This window comes from Streptomyces tirandamycinicus, assembly GCF_003097515.1.
Lineage (GTDB): Bacteria > Actinomycetota > Actinomycetes > Streptomycetales > Streptomycetaceae > Streptomyces > Streptomyces tirandamycinicus.
Genome location: NZ_CP029188.1, coordinates 534,416 through 550,899 on the forward strand (window position 1 = coordinate 534,416; position 16,484 = coordinate 550,899).

Below are 16,484 nucleotides of genomic sequence, written 5' to 3' on the forward strand. Positions count from 1 at the left end.
GCGGCGGTGACCGCTCGGCGGCCGGACCGCCCGACCGGCCGGGCGGCGGGCCGTCACCGTCGGGCCGGCGCGCCCGCCGGGGTCGGGTGCCGGCTTCCGGCGGGATCGCCGGCCTACACGGGCGGCCACGGGATCGCGGGCCAGTTGCCCGCCGGCTCCGGGTGGCGGGCGCTCCTGCGCAGGGCGCGGACCCGGCTCCGCACGGCGGACACCTCGTCCCGGGTGATCAGTTCGGCCAGCCGCCCGGCCAGCGCGGACCGGCCATCGAGGGAGGCGTCGAGGGTCTCCAGGGCCGCGAGGGCCTCCTCGGTCAGCGGCTCCCCCGCCCAGCCCCACAGCAGGGTCCGCAGCCGGTCCTCCACGTGGAAGGTGACGCCGTGGTCGATCGCGTACAGACGTCCGTCCGCCACCGGGAGCAGATGACCGCCCTTGCGGTCCCCGTTGTTGATGACCGCGTCGAGCACGGCGAGCCGCCGCAGCCGCGGGTCGTCCGCGTGGACGAGGAGCGCCGTGCGCCCCTCCCCGACCTCCGCGAGGCCGACCGCCTTCCAGCCGTCCCCGGGTTCGTCGCCGTCGGCGAGTGCGAGCAGGGACCGGGCCGGGTCGGCCTCGATCCACAACTGGCACATGCCCTCTCCGTACGGCCCGTCACGGAGCACGGTGGGCGGCACCAGCCCCCATCCCGTCGCCTCGGACAGCTCGTACGCGGCCACCTCGCGCTGGGCCAGCGTTCCGTCCGGGAAGTCCCACAGCGGGCGCTCCCCGGCGACGGGCTTGTAGACGCAGTGCGCCTCCCGGCCGTCGAGGGCGACGGAGCAGTACAGCGCCGCGTTGGACGCCTCGCGGATACGGCCGCGCACGGTGATCTCGCCCCGGGTGAGCAGTTCCAGGACGCCGTCGTGCGTGGTCACGCTCCCCTGCGGTATCCGTTCTGGCGCGGGCATACGTGTCCCTCCGGGTCGAGCGGCAGGCTGCACAGCGGGCACGGCGGCCTTCCCGCGTTCACGACGTCCAGCGCGCGCTTGGCGAAGGCCCTCGCCTGCGCGCCGGTCAGCCGCACGCGCAGCATCGGCGGACCGTTCTCCTCGTCCTGCAGCAGCCTCTCCTCGGCCTCCGCGAGGTCCTCCTCGGAGTCCGCGTCCAGCTCCACCAGCGCCTGGGCTTCGACGATCATGCGCTGCTCCTCGCCGTCCCAGGCGAGCGCCATCGTGCCGACCCGGAACTCCTCCTCGACGGGCGCGTCGAGGGGCGCGGTGTCGGCGACGTCGGTGGGGGCGACGGCGGGGACGGGGGCGTTGCCCCCGGTTCGCCGCACCACCTCGTCCAGCAGTTCGTCCATCCGCTCGGCAAGCGCGGCCACCTGGGTCTTCTCCAGCGCGACGCTGGTCACCCGACCCCCTGCGGAAGCCTGCAGGAAGAACGTACGACGTCCAGGCAGCCCGACCGTACCGGCCACGAATCGCTCCGGCGGGTCGTACAGGAACACCTGACGGGTCACGTCCTGCTCCCTAGGGATTCAGAGGTTCTTCGGTGCCGGAAGCGGGCTTCCGGGTTTCGGCCCGTCCACCCTACTGCTCCCGGCGATCACGGTGCGCCCGCGCCGCCGCCGACCACCGCCGTCCCGTCGTCACCGCCCTCGCGGGGCTCCTGCGCGGTCTCGCGCGGGCGGAGGGAGTCCAGGTCACCGGTGTCGCCGAGCCGCAGCAGGAACGGCCGCAGGCGGGTGTAGCGGATCGCCGTCACGGAGCACGGTTCGACGTGGATCCGCTGGAACAGGTCGAGGTGCATGCCGAGGGCGTCCGCCACCACGGCCTTGATGATGTCGCCGTGGGAGCACATGAGGTACACGGCCTCCTCGCCGTGCTCCTGCTCGATCCGGGCGTTCCAGTCGCGTACGGCGTCGACGGCCCGGTTCTGCATGGTCCGCATCGACTCGCCGCCGGGGAAGGCCGCGGCGGCGGGGTGCCGCTGGACGACCTCCATCAGCGGCTCGCCCGCCAGTTCCTCGAGCTTGCGGCCGGACCAGTCTCCGTAACGGCACTCGCCGATCCGCTCGTCGCTGTGGAGCGGGAGGCCCGGCCGTGCGTCGAGCAGCGGCTGCAGGGTCTGGCGGCACCGCTCGAGCGGGCTGGTGACCGCGGCCGCGAGGGGCAGCCCGGCGAGCCGGGCGGGCAGGGCGGCCGCCTGCGCGGTACCGCGCTCGTCGAGGGCGACGCCCGGCGTCCAGCCGGCGAGCACCCCCGCGGTGTTGGCGGTGGAACGTCCGTGCCGTACGAGGATCAACGTGGCCATGCCGGCCAGCCTAGGGGCTGTGTCCAGGTGACGGACCTCCCGCCGCAAGCGCTCCCCGGCGCTCCCACCGGCCCGGCCGCACGCACGCAGGCCCGCACGCACGCAGGGCCGGCCGCCCGCACGGCCGACCGGCGGTTCGCCCGACCTGAACCGAGCGGTGCCCCGGGCCGCACGTGCCGCCCGGAGTGCGCGTGGGGCGCGGGAGCGGCAGAATGCCCGCCGTGATCGTGGACTGTGCCATCTACCGGGACGGCCGCCGGACCGACGGCCCCGAGGACCTCTCCGAAGCGCTGGCCCTGGCCCGTGCGTCCGAGAACACGTTCCTGTGGATCGGGCTGCACGAACCGCACGAGGCGGAGTTCGGCCGCGTCAGCAGTGAGTTCGGCCTGCACCCGCTGGCGGTCGAGGACGCCCTCAAGGCCCACCAGCGGCCCAAGCTGGAGGTCTACGACGACTCGCTGTTCGTGGTCCTCAAGCCCGTCGTGTACGAGCCGGAGTCGGACACGGTCGGCACCGGCGAGGTGATGGTCTTCGTCGGCGACTGCTTCGTCGTGACGGTGCGGCACGGGGACGGTGCCCCCCTGCGGACCGTGCGGCAGCGGCTGGAGGCCGACCCGAACATCCTCCGGCACGGCCCGACGACCGTGCTCTACGCCGTGAGCGACGCCGTCGTCGACCACTACATCGAGGTGGCGGCCGAGCTCCAGGTGGACCTCGAGGACCTGGAGGCCGCCGTCTTCGCGCCCGACGGGGACACCCGGCACACGGCGGCCAGGATCTACGGCTTCAAGCGGCAGGTGCTCGAGTTCCGGCGGGCCACCGGGCCGCTCGCCGCGCCGATGGCCAGGCTCGCCGGGGGGTCGGTGCCGTTCGTGCACGGACACTCCCAGCCGTTCTTCCGCGACGTCCACGACCATCTGACACGGGCCAACGAGCAGGTGGAGGGCCTGGACCGGCTGCTGTCCGACGTGCTGTCCGCCCACCTCGCGCAGACGGGCGTCCGGCAGAACGACGACATGCGCAAGATCTCGGCGTGGGCGGCCATGGCGGCGGTGCCGACGCTGGTCGCCGGCATCTACGGCATGAACTTCGAGTACATGCCCGAGTTGCGCCGGGAGTGGGGCTATCCGGCGGCGATCGTGCTGATGGCCCTGGTGGTGTTCGGGCTGTACCGGTTGTTCAAGCGCCGGGGCTGGCTGTAGCAGCGGCGCACCGGTCCCCCGCGTCGCGGCCCGCACGGCCGGGGCGCGGCGGCCTCCGGAGCGGCCCCGGACGTGACGGTCTCAGACGACGGGGGCCGCGGTCGCGGGGCCGCCGAGGGCGTCGCGCCGCTCGGGCATCCGGAGCGACACCATGCGCCGCCAGCCACCGGCGCGTTCGAAGGCGTACACGGCGTGGATGCCGGCCGCCAGCGCCGCCGACTTGACCCCGGGCCAGTTCAGGATCCGCCCCATGTGGGACATGACGGCGAGGCTGACGTCCCGGTGGACGGCGATCTCGGTGAGGGCGCACTCGCGCAGGGTGCCCTGGATGGCGCGGCCGTGCCCGGCGCGGGCGAGACGGAGCAGTTCCTCGTGGCAGTAGGCGAGGTGGTTGTCCTCGTCGTGGCAGATCTGCCTGACGGCCTTGCCGACCTCGGGGTGTTCCCCGAAGAACTTGACCAGCATGTCCATCTGGTCCGCGGCGCGCTGCTCGGTGACCCGGCTGTGCGAGAGGTAGACCACGATGTCCCGCTCGGTCAGCCGTTCGTCGCGGCGCAGCTTCTCGTGTGCCAGTCCGATGCCCTGCTTCTCCAGGAGCATCGTGTAGTCGGTCTCGGGAGGCACGTCGACCGGTTCCAGACCCCGCTTCTTCAGCAGTGCGTTGAAGATCCGGCCGTGCTTGTCCTCGTCCGCGCCATGCCGGGCGATCTTCGGCGCGAGCCCGCGCATGCTGTCGGGGACGAGCGCCGCGATACGGCCGTTCTCCCAGCCGCCCTGGGCCTCGCCACTGGCCGCGATCGAGCAGAAGAGCCGGTAGGAATCGTCGTTCTCCAGGATCTCCTGGAAGAGACTTCGGGCCGAGAGCATCACTGCCACCTCCGTGAGGCACCCGTGGGCGACGGGCGTCCGCAGAGAACGAGTCAAATGCGGACCAGGCAGTCAGGCAACAGGTGACCTGGACAACTCCGCCGAAAGAGGGAGCACACGGTCGCCCGGGGCACTCGGGAGGGCGTACGGGCCTGTCCGCGGAGGTCCGGGCGTGACCGGAGACGGGGTAAGGCGTTAGACCGTGTGACGGCCGTGGCGGGGATGACCCCGAGCCCCCACCACGGCCGCAGGCATGTCCGGCTCCGGGCGCCCGGCTACGCGGGCCCGGAACGGATGCCGGCTACGCGAGTCCCGCCCGCTCCAGGGCCTCGGTGCCGGCCCGCAGAGCGCTCAGCCGCTCGTCGAGGGTGAAGCCGGCGGGAGCGAGGGTCAGGGTGGTCACGCCGGCGGCGGCGTAGGCCCGCATGCGGTCGGCGATCCGGTCGACGGTGCCGAGCAGCGCGGTGGAGTCGATCAGCTCGTGCGGCACGGCCGCGGCCGCCCCGGCCTTGTCCCCGGCGAGGTACTTGTCCTGGATCTCCGCGGCCTCCTTCTCGTACCCCATGCGCTGGGCCAGCCGGTTGTAGAAGTTCTGCTTGCGGCTGCCCATGCCGCCGACGTACAGCGCGGTGTACGGGCGGAACGTGTCGGCCAGCGCCCGGACGTCGTCGCCGACCGCGAGCGGCACGGTGGGGCAGACGTCGAAGCCGTCCATCGTCTTCCCGGCCTTCTCGCGGCCCTCGCGGATGTACCGGATCGCGGTGTCCTCGAGGTGGTCGGCGGACGGGAAGATCAGCAGCGCCCCGTCGGCGATCTCGCCCGTCTGCTCCAGGTTCTTCGGGCCGATGGCGGCGATGTACAGCGGGATCCGCTCGCGCTCGGGGTGGACGGTCAGCTTGATCGGCTTGCCCGGACCGCCGGGGAGCGGGAGCGTCCAGTGCTCGCCCTCGTAGGTCAGGCGCTCGCGGGTCATGGCCTTGCGGACGATCTCGACGTACTCGCGGGTGCGGGCCAGGGGCTTGTCGAACGTGACGCCGTACCAGCCCTCGGACACCTGCGGTCCCGAGACGCCGAGACCGAGGCGGAATCGTCCGCCGGACAGCGAGTCCAGAGTGGCGGCGGTCATCGCCGTCATCGCGGGCTGACGGGCGGGGATCTGCAGGATCGCCGAACCGACGTCGATCCTCTCGGTCTGCGCGGCGACCCAGGACAGCACGGTCGGCGCGTCGGATCCGTAGGCTTCGGCCGCCCAGCAGACGTCGTAGCCGAGGCGGTCCGCTTCCTGGGCCACGGCGAGGTTGTCGCCGTCCATGCCCGCGCCCCAGTAACCGAGGTTGATGCCCAGCCGCATACCGCTCCCCTTACCGCTCCGCACTGCTCCGGATGTACCGCACCACGTCGGATGTGCCGATTTACCGACGAGTAACGTCCTGGGTCGGGACTCTAGCGCGGGGAGCGGCGTCCCGTCAGGGGGTGGGCGGCTGACGGCTTCGCGGGCGAGTTGTCCACAGGGTCGCTCCGGGTGGGGCCGTGGCCAGTAATCTCGCGCCCATGGAGCAGAGGCATCTCGGCCGTACCGGTCTGCGCGTGTCCCGGATCGGGCTCGGCACCCTCACCTGGGGGCGGGACACCGGCGAGCACGACGCCGCCGACCAGCTGAAGGCCTTCTGGGAGGCGGGCGGCACACTGGTCGACACGGCGGATGTCTACGGCGGCGGCGAGGCCGAGTACCTGCTCGGCCAGCTGGTGGAGCGGCTGGTCCCCCGGCGCGACCTGGTCATCGCCACCAAGGCCGGCAGCGTGCTCGACCCGTCGCGGCGGTACGACGGCTCGCGCGGCCATCTGCTGGCGGCCCTGGACGCCTCGCTGGAGCGGCTGGGCACCGACCACGTGGATCTCTGGCAGGTCCACGGCTTCGATCCGTACACGCCGCTGGAGGAGACCCTCCAGGCGCTCGACATCGCGGTGGGCAGCGGCCGGGCGCGGTACGCGGGGGTGTCGGGCTTCTGCGGCTGGCAGCTCGCCAAGGCCGCCACCTGGCAGCTCGCGGCGCCGGGCACGCGGACCCGCCTCGCCGGTACGCAGATGGAGTACTCGCTGCTGCAGCGCGGCGTCGAGCGGGAGGTGCTGCCCGCGGCACTCGACCTCGGCGTGGGGCTGCTGCCGTCGTCACCGCTGGGCCGGGGGGTGCTCACGGGCAAGTACCGGCACGCGACGCCGACGGACTCGCGCGGGGCGTCGGAGCAGCTGGCGGCCTTCGTGGAGCCCTATCTGGACGAGTCGGCGACGCGCATCGTGGAGGCGGTCGCCACGGCCGCCGACGGGCTGGCGGCGACCCCCCTGGAAGTGGCGCTCGCCTGGGTCCGCGACCGGCCGGGCGTGGTGGCGCCCGTCGTCGGCGCCCGCAACGCGCAGCAGCTCACGCAGGCGTTGTCAGTGGAGGGTCTTAGTCTTCCTGACGAGATCCGCCGGGCGCTGGACGACGTTTCGGCCCCCGTGCACCGCTATCCCGACCAGGACTGGAGCACGCTGTGACTGCGCTTCCCGGGGCGAGCCCCGGCACCCCCTCCGAGGGCCCCGTGGCCGAGGACTCCGGGCACGGCGGCGCCGCGACCGAGGACCCCGTGGCCAGGGAGTCCAGGCACGGGCACTCCGGGCAGCACGCCGGGCAGCATTCGGGGCAGCACTCCGGGCACGGGGACGCGGCGGCCGAGGAGCCCGTGGTCGGCGGCTCCCGGCCGGAATCCGGGCGCGAGGCCTCCTCGGCCGGGGGCTCCGGGCCGGGCACGCCCGCCGGCGCGGCGGCGAGCCGTGCCGGGACGGCCCCGGACGGGGTGCCCGGCGAGGCCGCGAGCGGAGCGACGGCGGACGGGGAAGCGGCGAACGGATCGACGGCGGACGAAGAGGCGGCGGGAGCGGAAGCCGGGCAGCCCGCGGGCAGGGGGAAGGACGGCGGAGCGGACGGGTCCCTGGGCGACGAGACGTCCGGCGTGGCCGAGACCGGGGCCACCGGCGGCGGCTCCGAGTTGTCCGAGGCCCAGGCGGAGCTGGCGGCGCAGCAGGAACTGCGGTCGCGGATCGAGAAGCGCAAGGCCGGGAAGTCAGGGCCGATCGCGGCCGGCGGAAAGCTGAGCGGCACCGCGGCCGACCTGCTGGCGGCGGTGCGGGCGGTGGAGAGCGGCGCCACGCCGTCGGGCACGTTCTTCGAGGCGTCCGCCGCGCCGCGGAAACCCGCCCCGACGTCCCTGGCCGGGCCCGGGAGGCCACGGGTGCCGATGCCCGAGCCCGCCCCGAGGCAGCCCGGTCCGGGCACGGTGCAGGCCGTTCTGGAGGTCCTGGTGTCGGGCGGTGCGCCGGAGGGACTGGCCACGCGGGTCGCCGGGGTGCTGGGAGAGCAGGCCGCGGACGCCCTCCGGGAGGACCCCTGGCGGCTGCTGGCGGTGCCCGGGGTGCAGCCCGAGCAGGCGGACGGTTTCGCCCGGGCGCTGCTCGGCTCGGAGTGCCGGCCGGACGACGGCCGGCGGGCCGCGGCGCTGGTGGGCTGGCTGCTGGAGCGCGCCGCACTCCGGGGCCACACGGCACTGGAGTCGGCGACGGTGCGCACGGCGCTCGACGGGTACTCCGTGCCGGACCCCGGGGAGGCGCTGCGGCACGCCGTCGCCGAGGGGGCCGTGCTGGTCTTCCAGGACGGCGTCGACGCCGCCGGAGGGCCGGCGGAGGCCGAGGAAGCCGGAACGGCCGACGGGCACGAGGCGCAGGAGGACGAAGAGCCCGCCGGGCTGCGGGAGCCGGTCCCGGTCCTGCTCGGCCTGGACCGGTACGCCCTCGCGGAGGAGAGCCTCGCGGACGGTCTTGCCCGGCTGGTCAGGACCGCGCAGCCGGCGTCGTGGGAGGACGCGGCCGGGGCTGCCGGATCGCCGTCGGCCGCGGAGCTGATCCGCGCCGCCGCCGGACACGGCCTGGTCGCGCACACCGGCGGCGAGACGGCCCGCGCCGAGCCGGCCGCACTGGTCGCGGCCGCCCGCTCCCTCGGCCTGCGCGCGGTCGCCGCCGTGCACAGCGAGAACGGGCGGCGCAGGACGGGCGGCGGCGCGGTCACGGTGCAGGGACTGCTCTCCGGGGCGGAGGGCCCCGGCCGGGACGGCGACGGCGCACTGGCCGTGGATCTGCTCGCGGTCCTCGACGCGCCGCAGCTCGATGTCGAGACCGCGGCCGCGCTGGTGGAGTCCCTGCCGGACGGTTGCCGGCTGGTGCTGAGCGGGGACCCGGGTGTGCTGTGGTCCGCGGGCGCGGGACGGGTGTTCGCCGACGTGCTGGCCGCCCGGGTGTGCCCGGTCGTCGCCTCCCGCACGCCCGACCCCGGGCCACTGGGTGAGCTGGTCTCCGGGATCGGCGTCGGCGAACTCGTCCGGGTCGACGCCCCCGGCAAGGAGGTGGTGATCGTTCCGGTTCGGGACGCGGGCGAGGCCGTGCACCGTACGGTCCAGCTGGTCGCCGACTCGGTCCCGCGGGCGATCGGGGTGCCGCCGGCCGAGACCCAGGTCATCACGGTCGGCCATGGCGGCTCCGCGGGCACCAGGGCGCTGAACACGGCGCTCAAGGAGCGGTTCAACCCCGGTCCCGGCCGCTTCGGCGGCTTCGACCCGGCCGACCGCGTCACTTACTCCCCCGCCCCCGGGCGGACCCTGACCGGCTCGGTGGTCTCGGCCGACGCGGAGGGTCTGCGCGTCGACTGCGAGGGCACCGCCGTCCTCGTCCCGCAGGACCCGGTGGCGTCGGTACTGCGGCACGGCTGGGCGATCACCGCGCACCAGGCGGCCGGAATGCGCTGGCCCGCGGTCGTGGTGGTGCTGCCGGGGGACGCGGCCCAGGGCCTGAACCGCCCGTGGGTCTACACCGCGTTCAGCCGCGGCGAACGCCATCTCTCCGTGGTCCACGGCATGGAGCAGGCACTGCCGCGCGCGGTCGCGGAGATCCCGTCCGAGGTCCGGACGACACGGCTGCGCTCGCTACTGGAAGGGCTGCTCCCGCCCGGCGAAGCCGGGGGTTCCTCCGGCTGAGCGGACCGCCACCCCGTTCCGGAGAGGCCTCTGCCGCGCCACCCGTCCACACCCTCCCCGGACAGAACACCCAGGTGGCGTAAGTGGTGCCGCCACCCCGGGATGCCAGGCCATGTCCGGCGCAGGGCAGGCCCCGGGTATGCGCAACCGCCGGTGCCGCGCGGCACCGGCGCCGCGCGGCCCGCACTTCGGACGGCCACGGCTCCCCGGCCGCCACGGCACGTCCGCGGAGCGGGGGCCGGGGGGCCACGGCCGGGTGTGCGGCGCCGGCGGCAGCCGGTCAGCCGGTTCGCGGCAGGGCGCGGGGCGGCAGCAGCGGGCATCTCCGGGGACGGCTTGCCCGGCGCCGCCGGGACGGCATGCCCGGCCCGCTCCTCGCGCGCCCGGCGGCGGCCGGGTCACAACACGGGCGGGACAGCGATGCCGTGGCACGGCGAGAGGCGCCGTGCGGAGACCCGTGGTCCCGCTCGGCGGCGCGGGGCGACCGCCACCCGCGCGCCGGGACGGACCGGACCTCCGTCGTCGTACGGCGCCTCTCGCTCCGCTCCGAACGGTTCCCGCTACGCGGAGTCGAGGTCGCCCTCGTCCAGGTCCTCCTCGTCGAAGACGGCGCTGACGTCGAAGCGGCAGACGACGCGCTCCGGATCCGCCTGGTCGAAGGGCGTGCTGAGCCATTCACCGGGCTCTGGCAGCTCGTCGGCGGCGGAGACCCACAGGGTGGAGTCGCCCTCCTCCAGACCGAACTCCTTGTGCCGCGATGCGATCTCGTCCGGCTCGAACTCGCCGAACAGCACCCCGAGCGCGGCGTGCACGCTGGCTCCCACGACGGCCGCGGAGGTGTCGTCCGCGGTCTCGTCCCTGTCGAGGTCCGCGATCCGCTGGGCCTGTGCGAGCAGCCGCTGCGGCTCCACGACGGCGTAGTCACGGCGAATGAGGACACTCAGCGCGTTCGGTTCGTCCGGTCCCGTGTACGGCGGCATGGAGTCGTCCGCGCCGGGGATCTCGAACGGAGTGACCTCGTCGTAGCGGTCGTAGAGCCGCTCGTCGTACGCCTCGGCCGCGGCGGCAAGGGCGTTGAAGGCCGCGTACACCGCCGGGTCGTCCTCTCCCGTGCGGCGTTCGACCGCTTCGAGGTGGCGGTCCAGCGCGGCTTTGACCGCCTCGGCGGCGGCGCGGACCTCGGCAGCCGTGGGCTGCGCAGGAGCGGAAGCATCAGACATAGTGCAGACGCTATCCGTACTCGGCCCGTGCCCGCACAATAGATGCGATGCCGGAATACGAATTTGTCGACGTGCACGTGCCTCGTGGGGTCTCCCGTACGGAGGCCACCCGCTTGTTGACCGACCATGCCGAGTACGGACACTGGGAGTTGGACAGGCTGACTCTGCTCCGTGACGGCAGCCGCCGCGTACGGCTCCGCCGTCGCATCATCCGTCAGGTCCGTGCCACCTGGTGAGCACCTGCCGCTCGATGTACGGAGCGGGCCCGCGATCGCGGGCCCGCTCCGTTGCGTTGCCGTTCCGTCACGCGGAGGCACGAGCCTTGCGGTAGAGGACCGCTCCGCCGAGCAGCAGACCGGCGGCCGCGGAGGCCCCCAGCCCGAGCGAGCCGGCGCCGGTTCGGGCGAGCTCGTCGGTGGCCTTGGGCGGTGTGACGGTGTGGGCACCCGGGGTGTTCGGGGTGGTGGGCTCCACCGGCGTGCCCGGCGATCCGGGTTCGGCGGGCGTCCCCGGCTGCCCGGGCTCACCGGGCTCCCCCGGCTCACCAGGTTCACCCGGCTCTCCCGGCTCCCCGGGCTCACCAGGTTCTCCCGGCTCACCAGGCTCCCCCGGCTCACCGGGCTCCCCCGGCTCACCGGGCTCACCGGGCTCACCGGGCTCTCCCGGGTTGTTCCCGTCGTCACCGTTGCTGCACTCGTTGCCGAACGCCGGATTCAGCGCGCCGATGACGTTGACGCTGTTGCCGCAGACGTTCACGGGCACGTGGACCGGGACCTGGACGCTGTTGCCGGAAGCGACGCCGGGGGAGTTCGCCGTGCCGCCCTCCGCGTGCGCGCCGCCGCCGTTCTCCGACGTGTTGGCGCACTTGTTGCCGAACGCGGGGTTCAGGGCGCCGATGACGTTGACGGTGTTGCCGCAGACGTTGACCGGGACGTGGACCGGCACCTGGACCGAGTTCCCGGAGAGCACGCCCGGGGAGTCGGAGGCGCCGCCGTGGGCGCCCGCGCCTCCGTGCGCGTGTGCGTAGCCGCCGCCGAGGACGAGCACGCCGCCCGCGGCCGCCACGGTGATCAGGCCCTTGCGCGTGACCTGTCGCATAGCTGGTTCCTGCCTTCTGACTTCCGGACTGCCCCGGGCTCGGTGCCCGGGAGCGGGGTCAATGCGGGCGGTCCCGGAGCGCACGGCGTGCGCTCCGGGGCCGCCGGGTCAATCCCTCACAGGGGCAAGTCGCAACGTCAGTCGTTGACGCAGACGTTGCCGAAGGCCGGGTTCAGCAGACCGATCACGGAGATCGTGTTGCCGCAGACGTTCACCGGCACGTGGACGGGCGCCTGCACGACGTTGCCCGAGAGCACGCCGGGCGAGTTCACGGCGGCACCCTGGGCACCGGAGTCGGCGACGGCCATGCCCGCACCCGCGAGAACCAGGCCACCGGTGGCAGCCGCGACGGCGACGACCTTCTTGATCATTATTCCTCCTCGTTGGTAAGCGATCCCAGCTGCGGACCGCACACCTGTAACGAGGAGGGGCTAATGGGGCTACTAGCGTATGAGCCCATTCACTCTTCTCAGTCGCATGCGCACGCACGGACGAATGTCCGCGTCACGTTTCCGCACCGCGCGTCCACCCCGCCCGCGGGCGGGGTGGACGCGCGCCGGGGCCCGCGCCGGGCCCCGGACGCGGCGCCGCCGGCTCGGCCCGCGCCGGGGCAGGCTCAGCTCGCGTCGAGGAAGCGGTCCAGCACCCGTACGCCGAACTTCAGGCCGTCCACCGGAACACGCTCGTCCACTCCGTGGAACATGCCGGCGAAGTCCAGCTCCGGCGGCAGCTTCAGCGGCGCGAAGCCGAAGCAGCGGATGCCGAGATCGTCGAAGGACTTGGCGTCGGTGCCGCCGGAGAGCATGTACGGCACGGCCCGGGCGATCGGGTCCTCGGCGCGGAGGGCCGACTGCATGGCGTCCACGAGGTCGCCGTCGAAGCTCGTCTCCAGCGCCTTGTCGGCGTGGACGTCCTCGCGGCGGACCCGGGGGCCGAGGATCCGGTCGAGATCGGCGAGGAACTCCTCCTCGTGACCGGGCAGGAAGCGCCCGTCCACGTGCGCGGTCGCCTGTCCGGGGATGACGTTCACCTTGTAGCCGGCGCCCAGCATGGTGGGCGCGGCGGAGTTGCGGAGCGTGGCCCCGATCATCTTGGCGATGCCGCCGAGCTTGGCGAGGGTCGCCTCCATGTCCTCGGGATCGAGCGGGGTGCCCAGCGCGTCCGACAACTCGTCCAGGAAGGACCGCACGGTCTTGGTCACCCGTACCGGCCAGGTGTGCCGGCCCAGCCGGCCGACGGCCTCGCAGAGCTCGGTGATGGCGTTGTCGTGGTTCGTCATGGACCCGTGCCCGGCGGTGCCCTCGACCGTGAGCCGCATCCAGTGCATGCCCTTCTGGGCCGTCTCGACGAGGTAGAGCCGCAGGTTCTCGTTGACGGTGAAGGAGAAGCCGCCGACCTCGCCGATCGCCTCGGTGACGCCCTCGAACAGGTCGGGGTGCCGGTCGACCAGGTGGCGGGCGCCGTACGTACCCCCCGCCTCCTCGTCCGCGAGGAACGCCAGCACCACGTCGCGCGGCGGCCTGCGGCCGCTGCGCAGCCGGTCGCGTACGACGGCGAGGGTCATCGCGTCCATGTCCTTCATGTCCACCGCGCCCCGGCCCCAGACGCAGCCGTCGGCGATCTCTCCGGAGAACGGGTGGTGGGTCCAGTCGCCGGCGTCGGCCGGGACGACATCGGTGTGGCCGTGGATGAGCAGCGCCGGGCGGGAGGGGTCCTCGCCCTCGATCCGGGCCACGGTGGAGGCCCTGCCCGGGTGCGACTCGATGATCCTGGGCTCCAGACCGACCTCGGCGAGCTTCTCCGCCACGTACTCGGCGGCCGCCCGCTCGCCCGGTCCCGAGTGGTCACCGTAGTTGCTGGTGTCGATCCGGATCAGATCGCGGCAGAGATCGACGACCTCGTCCTCGCCGGAGACCTTCCGGGCGGTGTCCGTCTCGCTCACGCTGATTCCTCCCGCTGTCGCTCTGGTGGTCCTCCACATCCTGCCCCGCCCGGGGCCGCTCCCCAAGGGCGGCTCCGGACGGCGCCCGTGCACCGTGGCCGGGGACCGCCGGAGGCTCCCCGGCCCGGGAGCAGGGGGTGATCGGGCACGTCGAATGTTTGCTATGGTTTTCCACGTCGGAACGGCCTGCGGCCGGGAGACGGACACCTTGTCCGGGTGGCGGAATGGCAGACGCGCTAGCTTGAGGTGCTAGTGCCCTTTATCGGGCGTGGGGGTTCAAGTCCCCCCTCGGACACCAGTGAGAACCCCACTTCATGTGGGGTTCTCTGCTTTTCGGCTGTTTCGGCAGTGCGGGCTGTTCCGGCTGGGCGGGCTGTTCCGGCTGGGCGTTTCCGGCGGTGGCGTGACCGGCGGCCGGGCGGGCCCCGGGCCCGGACCGGGGACGACGGACTGGGCCGGCGCCGCACCGGAGGCGGCCGGTCCGCGCGGCCGAAGAGGCCGGGACCGGCCGCGCGGCCGGGGCGGCAGGGACCGGCTGCCTGACCAGGAGACCGACGGTGCCCATGGGATCGCCGCTCGCTGGCCGGCCGGGGGCCCGACCGTCCACCCGTGTCCGGATCTGACAGAACATGGTCATTGCGGCCACCGCGGCGAGCGGAAACGATTGACGCATGCTCCCACCGCACAGGGTCGTCATCGCCGCCTTTCCGGGTGTCGAACTGCTCGACGTCACGGGTCCGGCCGAGGTCTTCTCGGTCGCCGCACGAGTCGGCGGCAACGGCCGATCCGGCTACACCGTCCGGATCGCGACAGCCGACGGTGAACCGGTGGCCACCTCCAGCGGCATCCGGCTGTTGGCCGACCTGACGCTGGACGAGGTGATCGGCGACGTGGACACCCTGCTCGTGGCGGGAGCGGTCCATGTGGAGGGCCACCAGGTGGAGCCGGTGCTCGACCGCGGGATCATCGACTGGCTCGACCGGCTGCGTGAAGCGGAGCCCGGGCCCCACCGGATCGGCTCCGTCTGCGCCGGCGCACACCTACTGGCCGCTGCGGGCCTGCTGGACGGCCTTTCCGCCACGACCCACTGGGTGACCGCCGCGCGGCTGGCCGCCGACCATCCGCGGGTCAGCGTCGATCCGGACCCGATCTTCATCCGGGCCGGCCGGCTGTGGACCTGCGCCGGTATCACGTCGGGGATGGACATGGCGCTGGCGATGGTCGCCGAGGACCGGGGACCCGAACTGGCCCTGGCCACGGCCCGGATGATGGTCATGTACGTCAAACGCGCCGGGGGCCAGAGCCAGTTCAGTGTGCCGCTCGCGGTGCCGGCCGCTCCCGGCGACCGCTTCGACGACCTGCGTACGTGGATCGGCGAGCACCTCACCGAGGATCTGTCCGCCGACGCCCTGGCCACCCGGCTGCACCTGAGCGTGCGCCACTTCTCCCGGCTGTTCCGCCGGCGCACCGGCACCACCCCGGCCGCCTACGTCGAGTCCGTCCGGCTGGAGGAAGCCCGCCGGTTGCTCCAGGACGGCGACCACGGCCTGCCGGAGATCGCCGCCGTCAGCGGCCTCGGCTCCGTGGAGAGCCTGCACCGTTCCTTCCGGCGTCGCCTGGGCACCACCCCCGCCGAGTACCGGCGCCGCTTCCGCTGACCTCGGAGCACCGCCACGCCAACGACCGCCCCACCGACCGCCCCACCTCGACCCACCCCGTCCCCGGCCGTGCCGCGGACCGCCGCCGCACGGAGGGCCGTCCTGCCCGCACCGGCGGCACGCCAGGAATCAACCAGGGAGAAGCCCGTGTCCCCCACCAAGGTCGTCCCGATCCCCGTCATGGGCCGGCACAGCATCAACGCCTACCTGCTGCTGGGCCGCCGGCCCGTCGTCGTCGACGCGGGTACACCCGGCAGCGGCGGAAGGATCCGCGATCAGATCGCCGCACACGGTGTGGACCCGACCGACGTGTCGCTGATCGTCATCACCCACGGCCACATCGACCACTTCGGTTCCGCCGCCGAACTCCACCGCCTGACCGGAGCGCCGGTGGCGGGGCACATCGCCGACCTCGGGCCCTACCGCAGCGGCCGGGCCCGCGAACCCTATCTGCCCACCGGTCCGATGGGCCGCCTCATGGCGAGGAGCAGGAAGCTGCACCTGAAGGCGGAACCGCTCGAACCCGGCGTACTGGTGCGGGGCGAGACGGACCTGGAGGACTTCGGGATCGACGCGCGGATCATGCCCACCCCCGGGCACACCGCCGGTTCGATCTCCGTCCTCACCGGCCGGGGAGACCTCGTCGCAGGCGACCTGGTCGCCAACTCCTTCATGGGACTCGTCCCCGGCAGACCGGCCAACCCTCCCTTCCACGACGATCCGCTGCACAACCTGGCCAGTCTGCGGAGGATGCTCGACCTGGACCCCACCAGGCTCCACGTCGGGCACGGCACCCCGCTGGAGCCCGACCGGGTCCGGCGCTGGGCGGCCCGGGAGCACAGGCGGCTGACCCGGCTCGCGGCAGCCGGGCGGCTCCCCACCCGTACGGAGACGGAAGCGGTCTGACCACGGCCGCCCGGGCCCACCCCCCGGTACGCGTTCACCCACGGGTCCGGGCAGACTGGGCGTAGCCCGAGGCGCCGTCCGGGTGCCCCGACCGGGGTGGCCGACCGGCTGGCCGACCGGGGACGGAAACCCTTCTTGCCGGTGCCGGGGACGGAATCCTTTCTTGCTGGTGCCGGGGGCGCGCCCCGGCCGGTACGGGGACGAGGTGCGGGAGCTGTGGGACGCGGACGACGGGCGGC

The 16,484-nt window shown here is 73.7% G+C and carries 15 protein-coding genes and 1 tRNA gene; 7 read left to right on the plus strand and 9 right to left on the minus strand.

From position 1 onward, the window contains the following. Window positions 1-113 precede the first annotated feature (113 nt). From DDW44_RS02355 to DDW44_RS02365, 3 genes are all read right to left on the minus strand, one after another. Complete coding sequence (locus DDW44_RS02355) at window positions 114-944, minus strand: SCO1664 family protein (protein ID WP_208647926.1); 831 nt, start codon at window positions 942-944, stop codon at window positions 114-116. Beyond that, the gene (locus DDW44_RS02360; protein ID WP_017945412.1) at window positions 908-1,498 is read right to left on the minus strand and encodes a DUF3090 domain-containing protein; all 591 of its coding nucleotides are present in this window, start codon (window positions 1,496-1,498) and stop codon (window positions 908-910) included. The genes DDW44_RS02355 and DDW44_RS02360 overlap by 37 nt, the downstream gene beginning before the upstream one ends. Window positions 1,499-1,584: 86 nt before the next feature. Then, window positions 1,585-2,292 (minus strand): histidine phosphatase family protein, encoded by a 708-nt coding sequence (locus DDW44_RS02365; protein ID WP_018891477.1) that lies wholly within the window; start codon window positions 2,290-2,292, stop codon window positions 1,585-1,587. A gap of 212 nt (window positions 2,293-2,504) precedes the next feature. Here DDW44_RS02365 and corA point away from each other — a divergent pair, with 212 nt between their 5' ends. Continuing rightward, complete coding sequence (gene corA, locus DDW44_RS02370) at window positions 2,505-3,494, plus strand: magnesium/cobalt transporter CorA (RefSeq protein WP_018891478.1); 990 nt, start codon at window positions 2,505-2,507, stop codon at window positions 3,492-3,494. Between the two features lie 81 nt (window positions 3,495-3,575). Here the strand turns inward: corA and DDW44_RS02375 are convergent, their stop codons facing one another. Beyond that, entirely contained in the window at window positions 3,576-4,361 is a 786-nt protein-coding gene (locus tag DDW44_RS02375) for a hypothetical protein (protein ID WP_108905376.1), read from the minus strand. Window positions 4,362-4,662: 301 nt separating this feature from the next. Further along, window positions 4,663-5,712, minus strand: coding sequence for an LLM class F420-dependent oxidoreductase (locus tag DDW44_RS02380; protein ID WP_017945408.1), 1,050 nt, complete (start codon window positions 5,710-5,712; stop codon window positions 4,663-4,665). Window positions 5,713-5,912: 200 nt separating this feature from the next. Between DDW44_RS02380 and DDW44_RS02385 the strand changes: the two genes are divergently transcribed. Further along, a complete protein-coding gene (locus tag DDW44_RS02385) occupies window positions 5,913-6,896 on the plus strand; it encodes an aldo/keto reductase (RefSeq protein WP_108905377.1) in 984 nt (327 codons plus the stop codon). A 44-nt stretch (window positions 6,897-6,940) separates the two neighbouring features. Next, a complete protein-coding gene (locus DDW44_RS02390) occupies window positions 6,941-9,421 on the plus strand; it encodes a helix-hairpin-helix domain-containing protein (protein ID WP_108908708.1) in 2,481 nt (826 codons plus the stop codon). A 560-nt stretch (window positions 9,422-9,981) separates the two neighbouring features. Here the strand turns inward: DDW44_RS02390 and DDW44_RS02395 are convergent. Next, on the minus strand, window positions 9,982-10,641 hold the full coding sequence (locus DDW44_RS02395) for a hypothetical protein (protein ID WP_027733012.1): 660 nt from the start codon (window positions 10,639-10,641) through the stop codon (window positions 9,982-9,984). Between the two features lie 47 nt (window positions 10,642-10,688). Here DDW44_RS02395 and DDW44_RS02400 point away from each other — a divergent pair, with 47 nt between their 5' ends. Beyond that, window positions 10,689-10,877, plus strand: coding sequence for a DUF5703 family protein (locus tag DDW44_RS02400; RefSeq protein ID WP_017945404.1), 189 nt, complete (start codon window positions 10,689-10,691; stop codon window positions 10,875-10,877). 67 nt (window positions 10,878-10,944) lie between these two features. Here the strand turns inward: DDW44_RS02400 and DDW44_RS32305 are convergent, their stop codons facing one another. The 3 genes from DDW44_RS32305 to DDW44_RS02415 all read right to left on the minus strand — a co-directional run bounded on the left by DDW44_RS32305 (window position 10,945) and on the right by DDW44_RS02415 (window position 13,681). Beyond that, window positions 10,945-11,739: a chaplin gene (locus DDW44_RS32305; RefSeq protein WP_108905378.1), complete on the minus strand. Its 795-nt coding sequence runs from the start codon at window positions 11,737-11,739 to the stop codon at window positions 10,945-10,947. A 137-nt stretch (window positions 11,740-11,876) separates the two neighbouring features. After that, the gene (gene chpH, locus DDW44_RS02410) at window positions 11,877-12,110 is read right to left on the minus strand and encodes a chaplin ChpH (protein ID WP_017945402.1); all 234 of its coding nucleotides are present in this window, start codon (window positions 12,108-12,110) and stop codon (window positions 11,877-11,879) included. A gap of 245 nt (window positions 12,111-12,355) precedes the next feature. After that, window positions 12,356-13,681 (minus strand): M20/M25/M40 family metallo-hydrolase, encoded by a 1,326-nt coding sequence (locus DDW44_RS02415; RefSeq protein WP_018891484.1) that lies wholly within the window; start codon window positions 13,679-13,681, stop codon window positions 12,356-12,358. 210 nt (window positions 13,682-13,891) lie between these two features. On the opposite strand from DDW44_RS02415, the gene DDW44_RS02420 reads away from it, so the two are divergent. The 3 genes from DDW44_RS02420 to DDW44_RS02430 all read left to right on the plus strand — a co-directional run bounded on the left by DDW44_RS02420 (window position 13,892) and on the right by DDW44_RS02430 (window position 16,245). Beyond that, window positions 13,892-13,979 (plus strand) — tRNA-Leu (locus DDW44_RS02420). A 373-nt stretch (window positions 13,980-14,352) separates the two neighbouring features. After that, complete coding sequence (locus DDW44_RS02425) at window positions 14,353-15,339, plus strand: GlxA family transcriptional regulator (protein WP_108905379.1); 987 nt, start codon at window positions 14,353-14,355, stop codon at window positions 15,337-15,339. 147 nt (window positions 15,340-15,486) lie between these two features. Further along, on the plus strand, window positions 15,487-16,245 hold the full coding sequence (locus DDW44_RS02430; RefSeq protein ID WP_108905380.1) for an MBL fold metallo-hydrolase: 759 nt from the start codon (window positions 15,487-15,489) through the stop codon (window positions 16,243-16,245). Window positions 16,246-16,484: the final 239 nt, after the last annotated feature.

Excerpts from the sequence above, each read along its gene's own strand:
- DDW44_RS02395 (WP_027733012.1), bottom strand. The coding sequence starts at position 10,641 with ATGTCTGATGCTTCCGCTCCTGCGCAGCCCACGGCTGCCGAGGTCCGC.
- DDW44_RS02425 (WP_108905379.1), top strand. The coding sequence starts at position 14,353 with ATGCTCCCACCGCACAGGGTCGTCATCGCCGCCTTTCCGGGTGTCGAA.
- DDW44_RS02355 (WP_208647926.1), bottom strand. The coding sequence starts at position 944 with ATGCCCGCGCCAGAACGGATACCGCAGGGGAGCGTGACCACGCACGAC.
- chpH (WP_017945402.1), bottom strand. The coding sequence starts at position 12,110 with ATGATCAAGAAGGTCGTCGCCGTCGCGGCTGCCACCGGTGGCCTGGTT.
- DDW44_RS02400 (WP_017945404.1), top strand. The coding sequence starts at position 10,689 with ATGCCGGAATACGAATTTGTCGACGTGCACGTGCCTCGTGGGGTCTCC.
- corA (WP_018891478.1), top strand. The coding sequence starts at position 2,505 with ATGCCCGCCGTGATCGTGGACTGTGCCATCTACCGGGACGGCCGCCGG.
- DDW44_RS32305 (WP_108905378.1), bottom strand. The coding sequence starts at position 11,739 with ATGCGACAGGTCACGCGCAAGGGCCTGATCACCGTGGCGGCCGCGGGC.
- DDW44_RS02385 (WP_108905377.1), top strand. The coding sequence starts at position 5,913 with ATGGAGCAGAGGCATCTCGGCCGTACCGGTCTGCGCGTGTCCCGGATC.
- DDW44_RS02375 (WP_108905376.1), bottom strand. The coding sequence starts at position 4,361 with ATGCTCTCGGCCCGAAGTCTCTTCCAGGAGATCCTGGAGAACGACGAT.
- DDW44_RS02365 (WP_018891477.1), bottom strand. The coding sequence starts at position 2,292 with ATGGCCACGTTGATCCTCGTACGGCACGGACGTTCCACCGCCAACACC.
- DDW44_RS02380 (WP_017945408.1), bottom strand. The coding sequence starts at position 5,712 with ATGCGGCTGGGCATCAACCTCGGTTACTGGGGCGCGGGCATGGACGGC.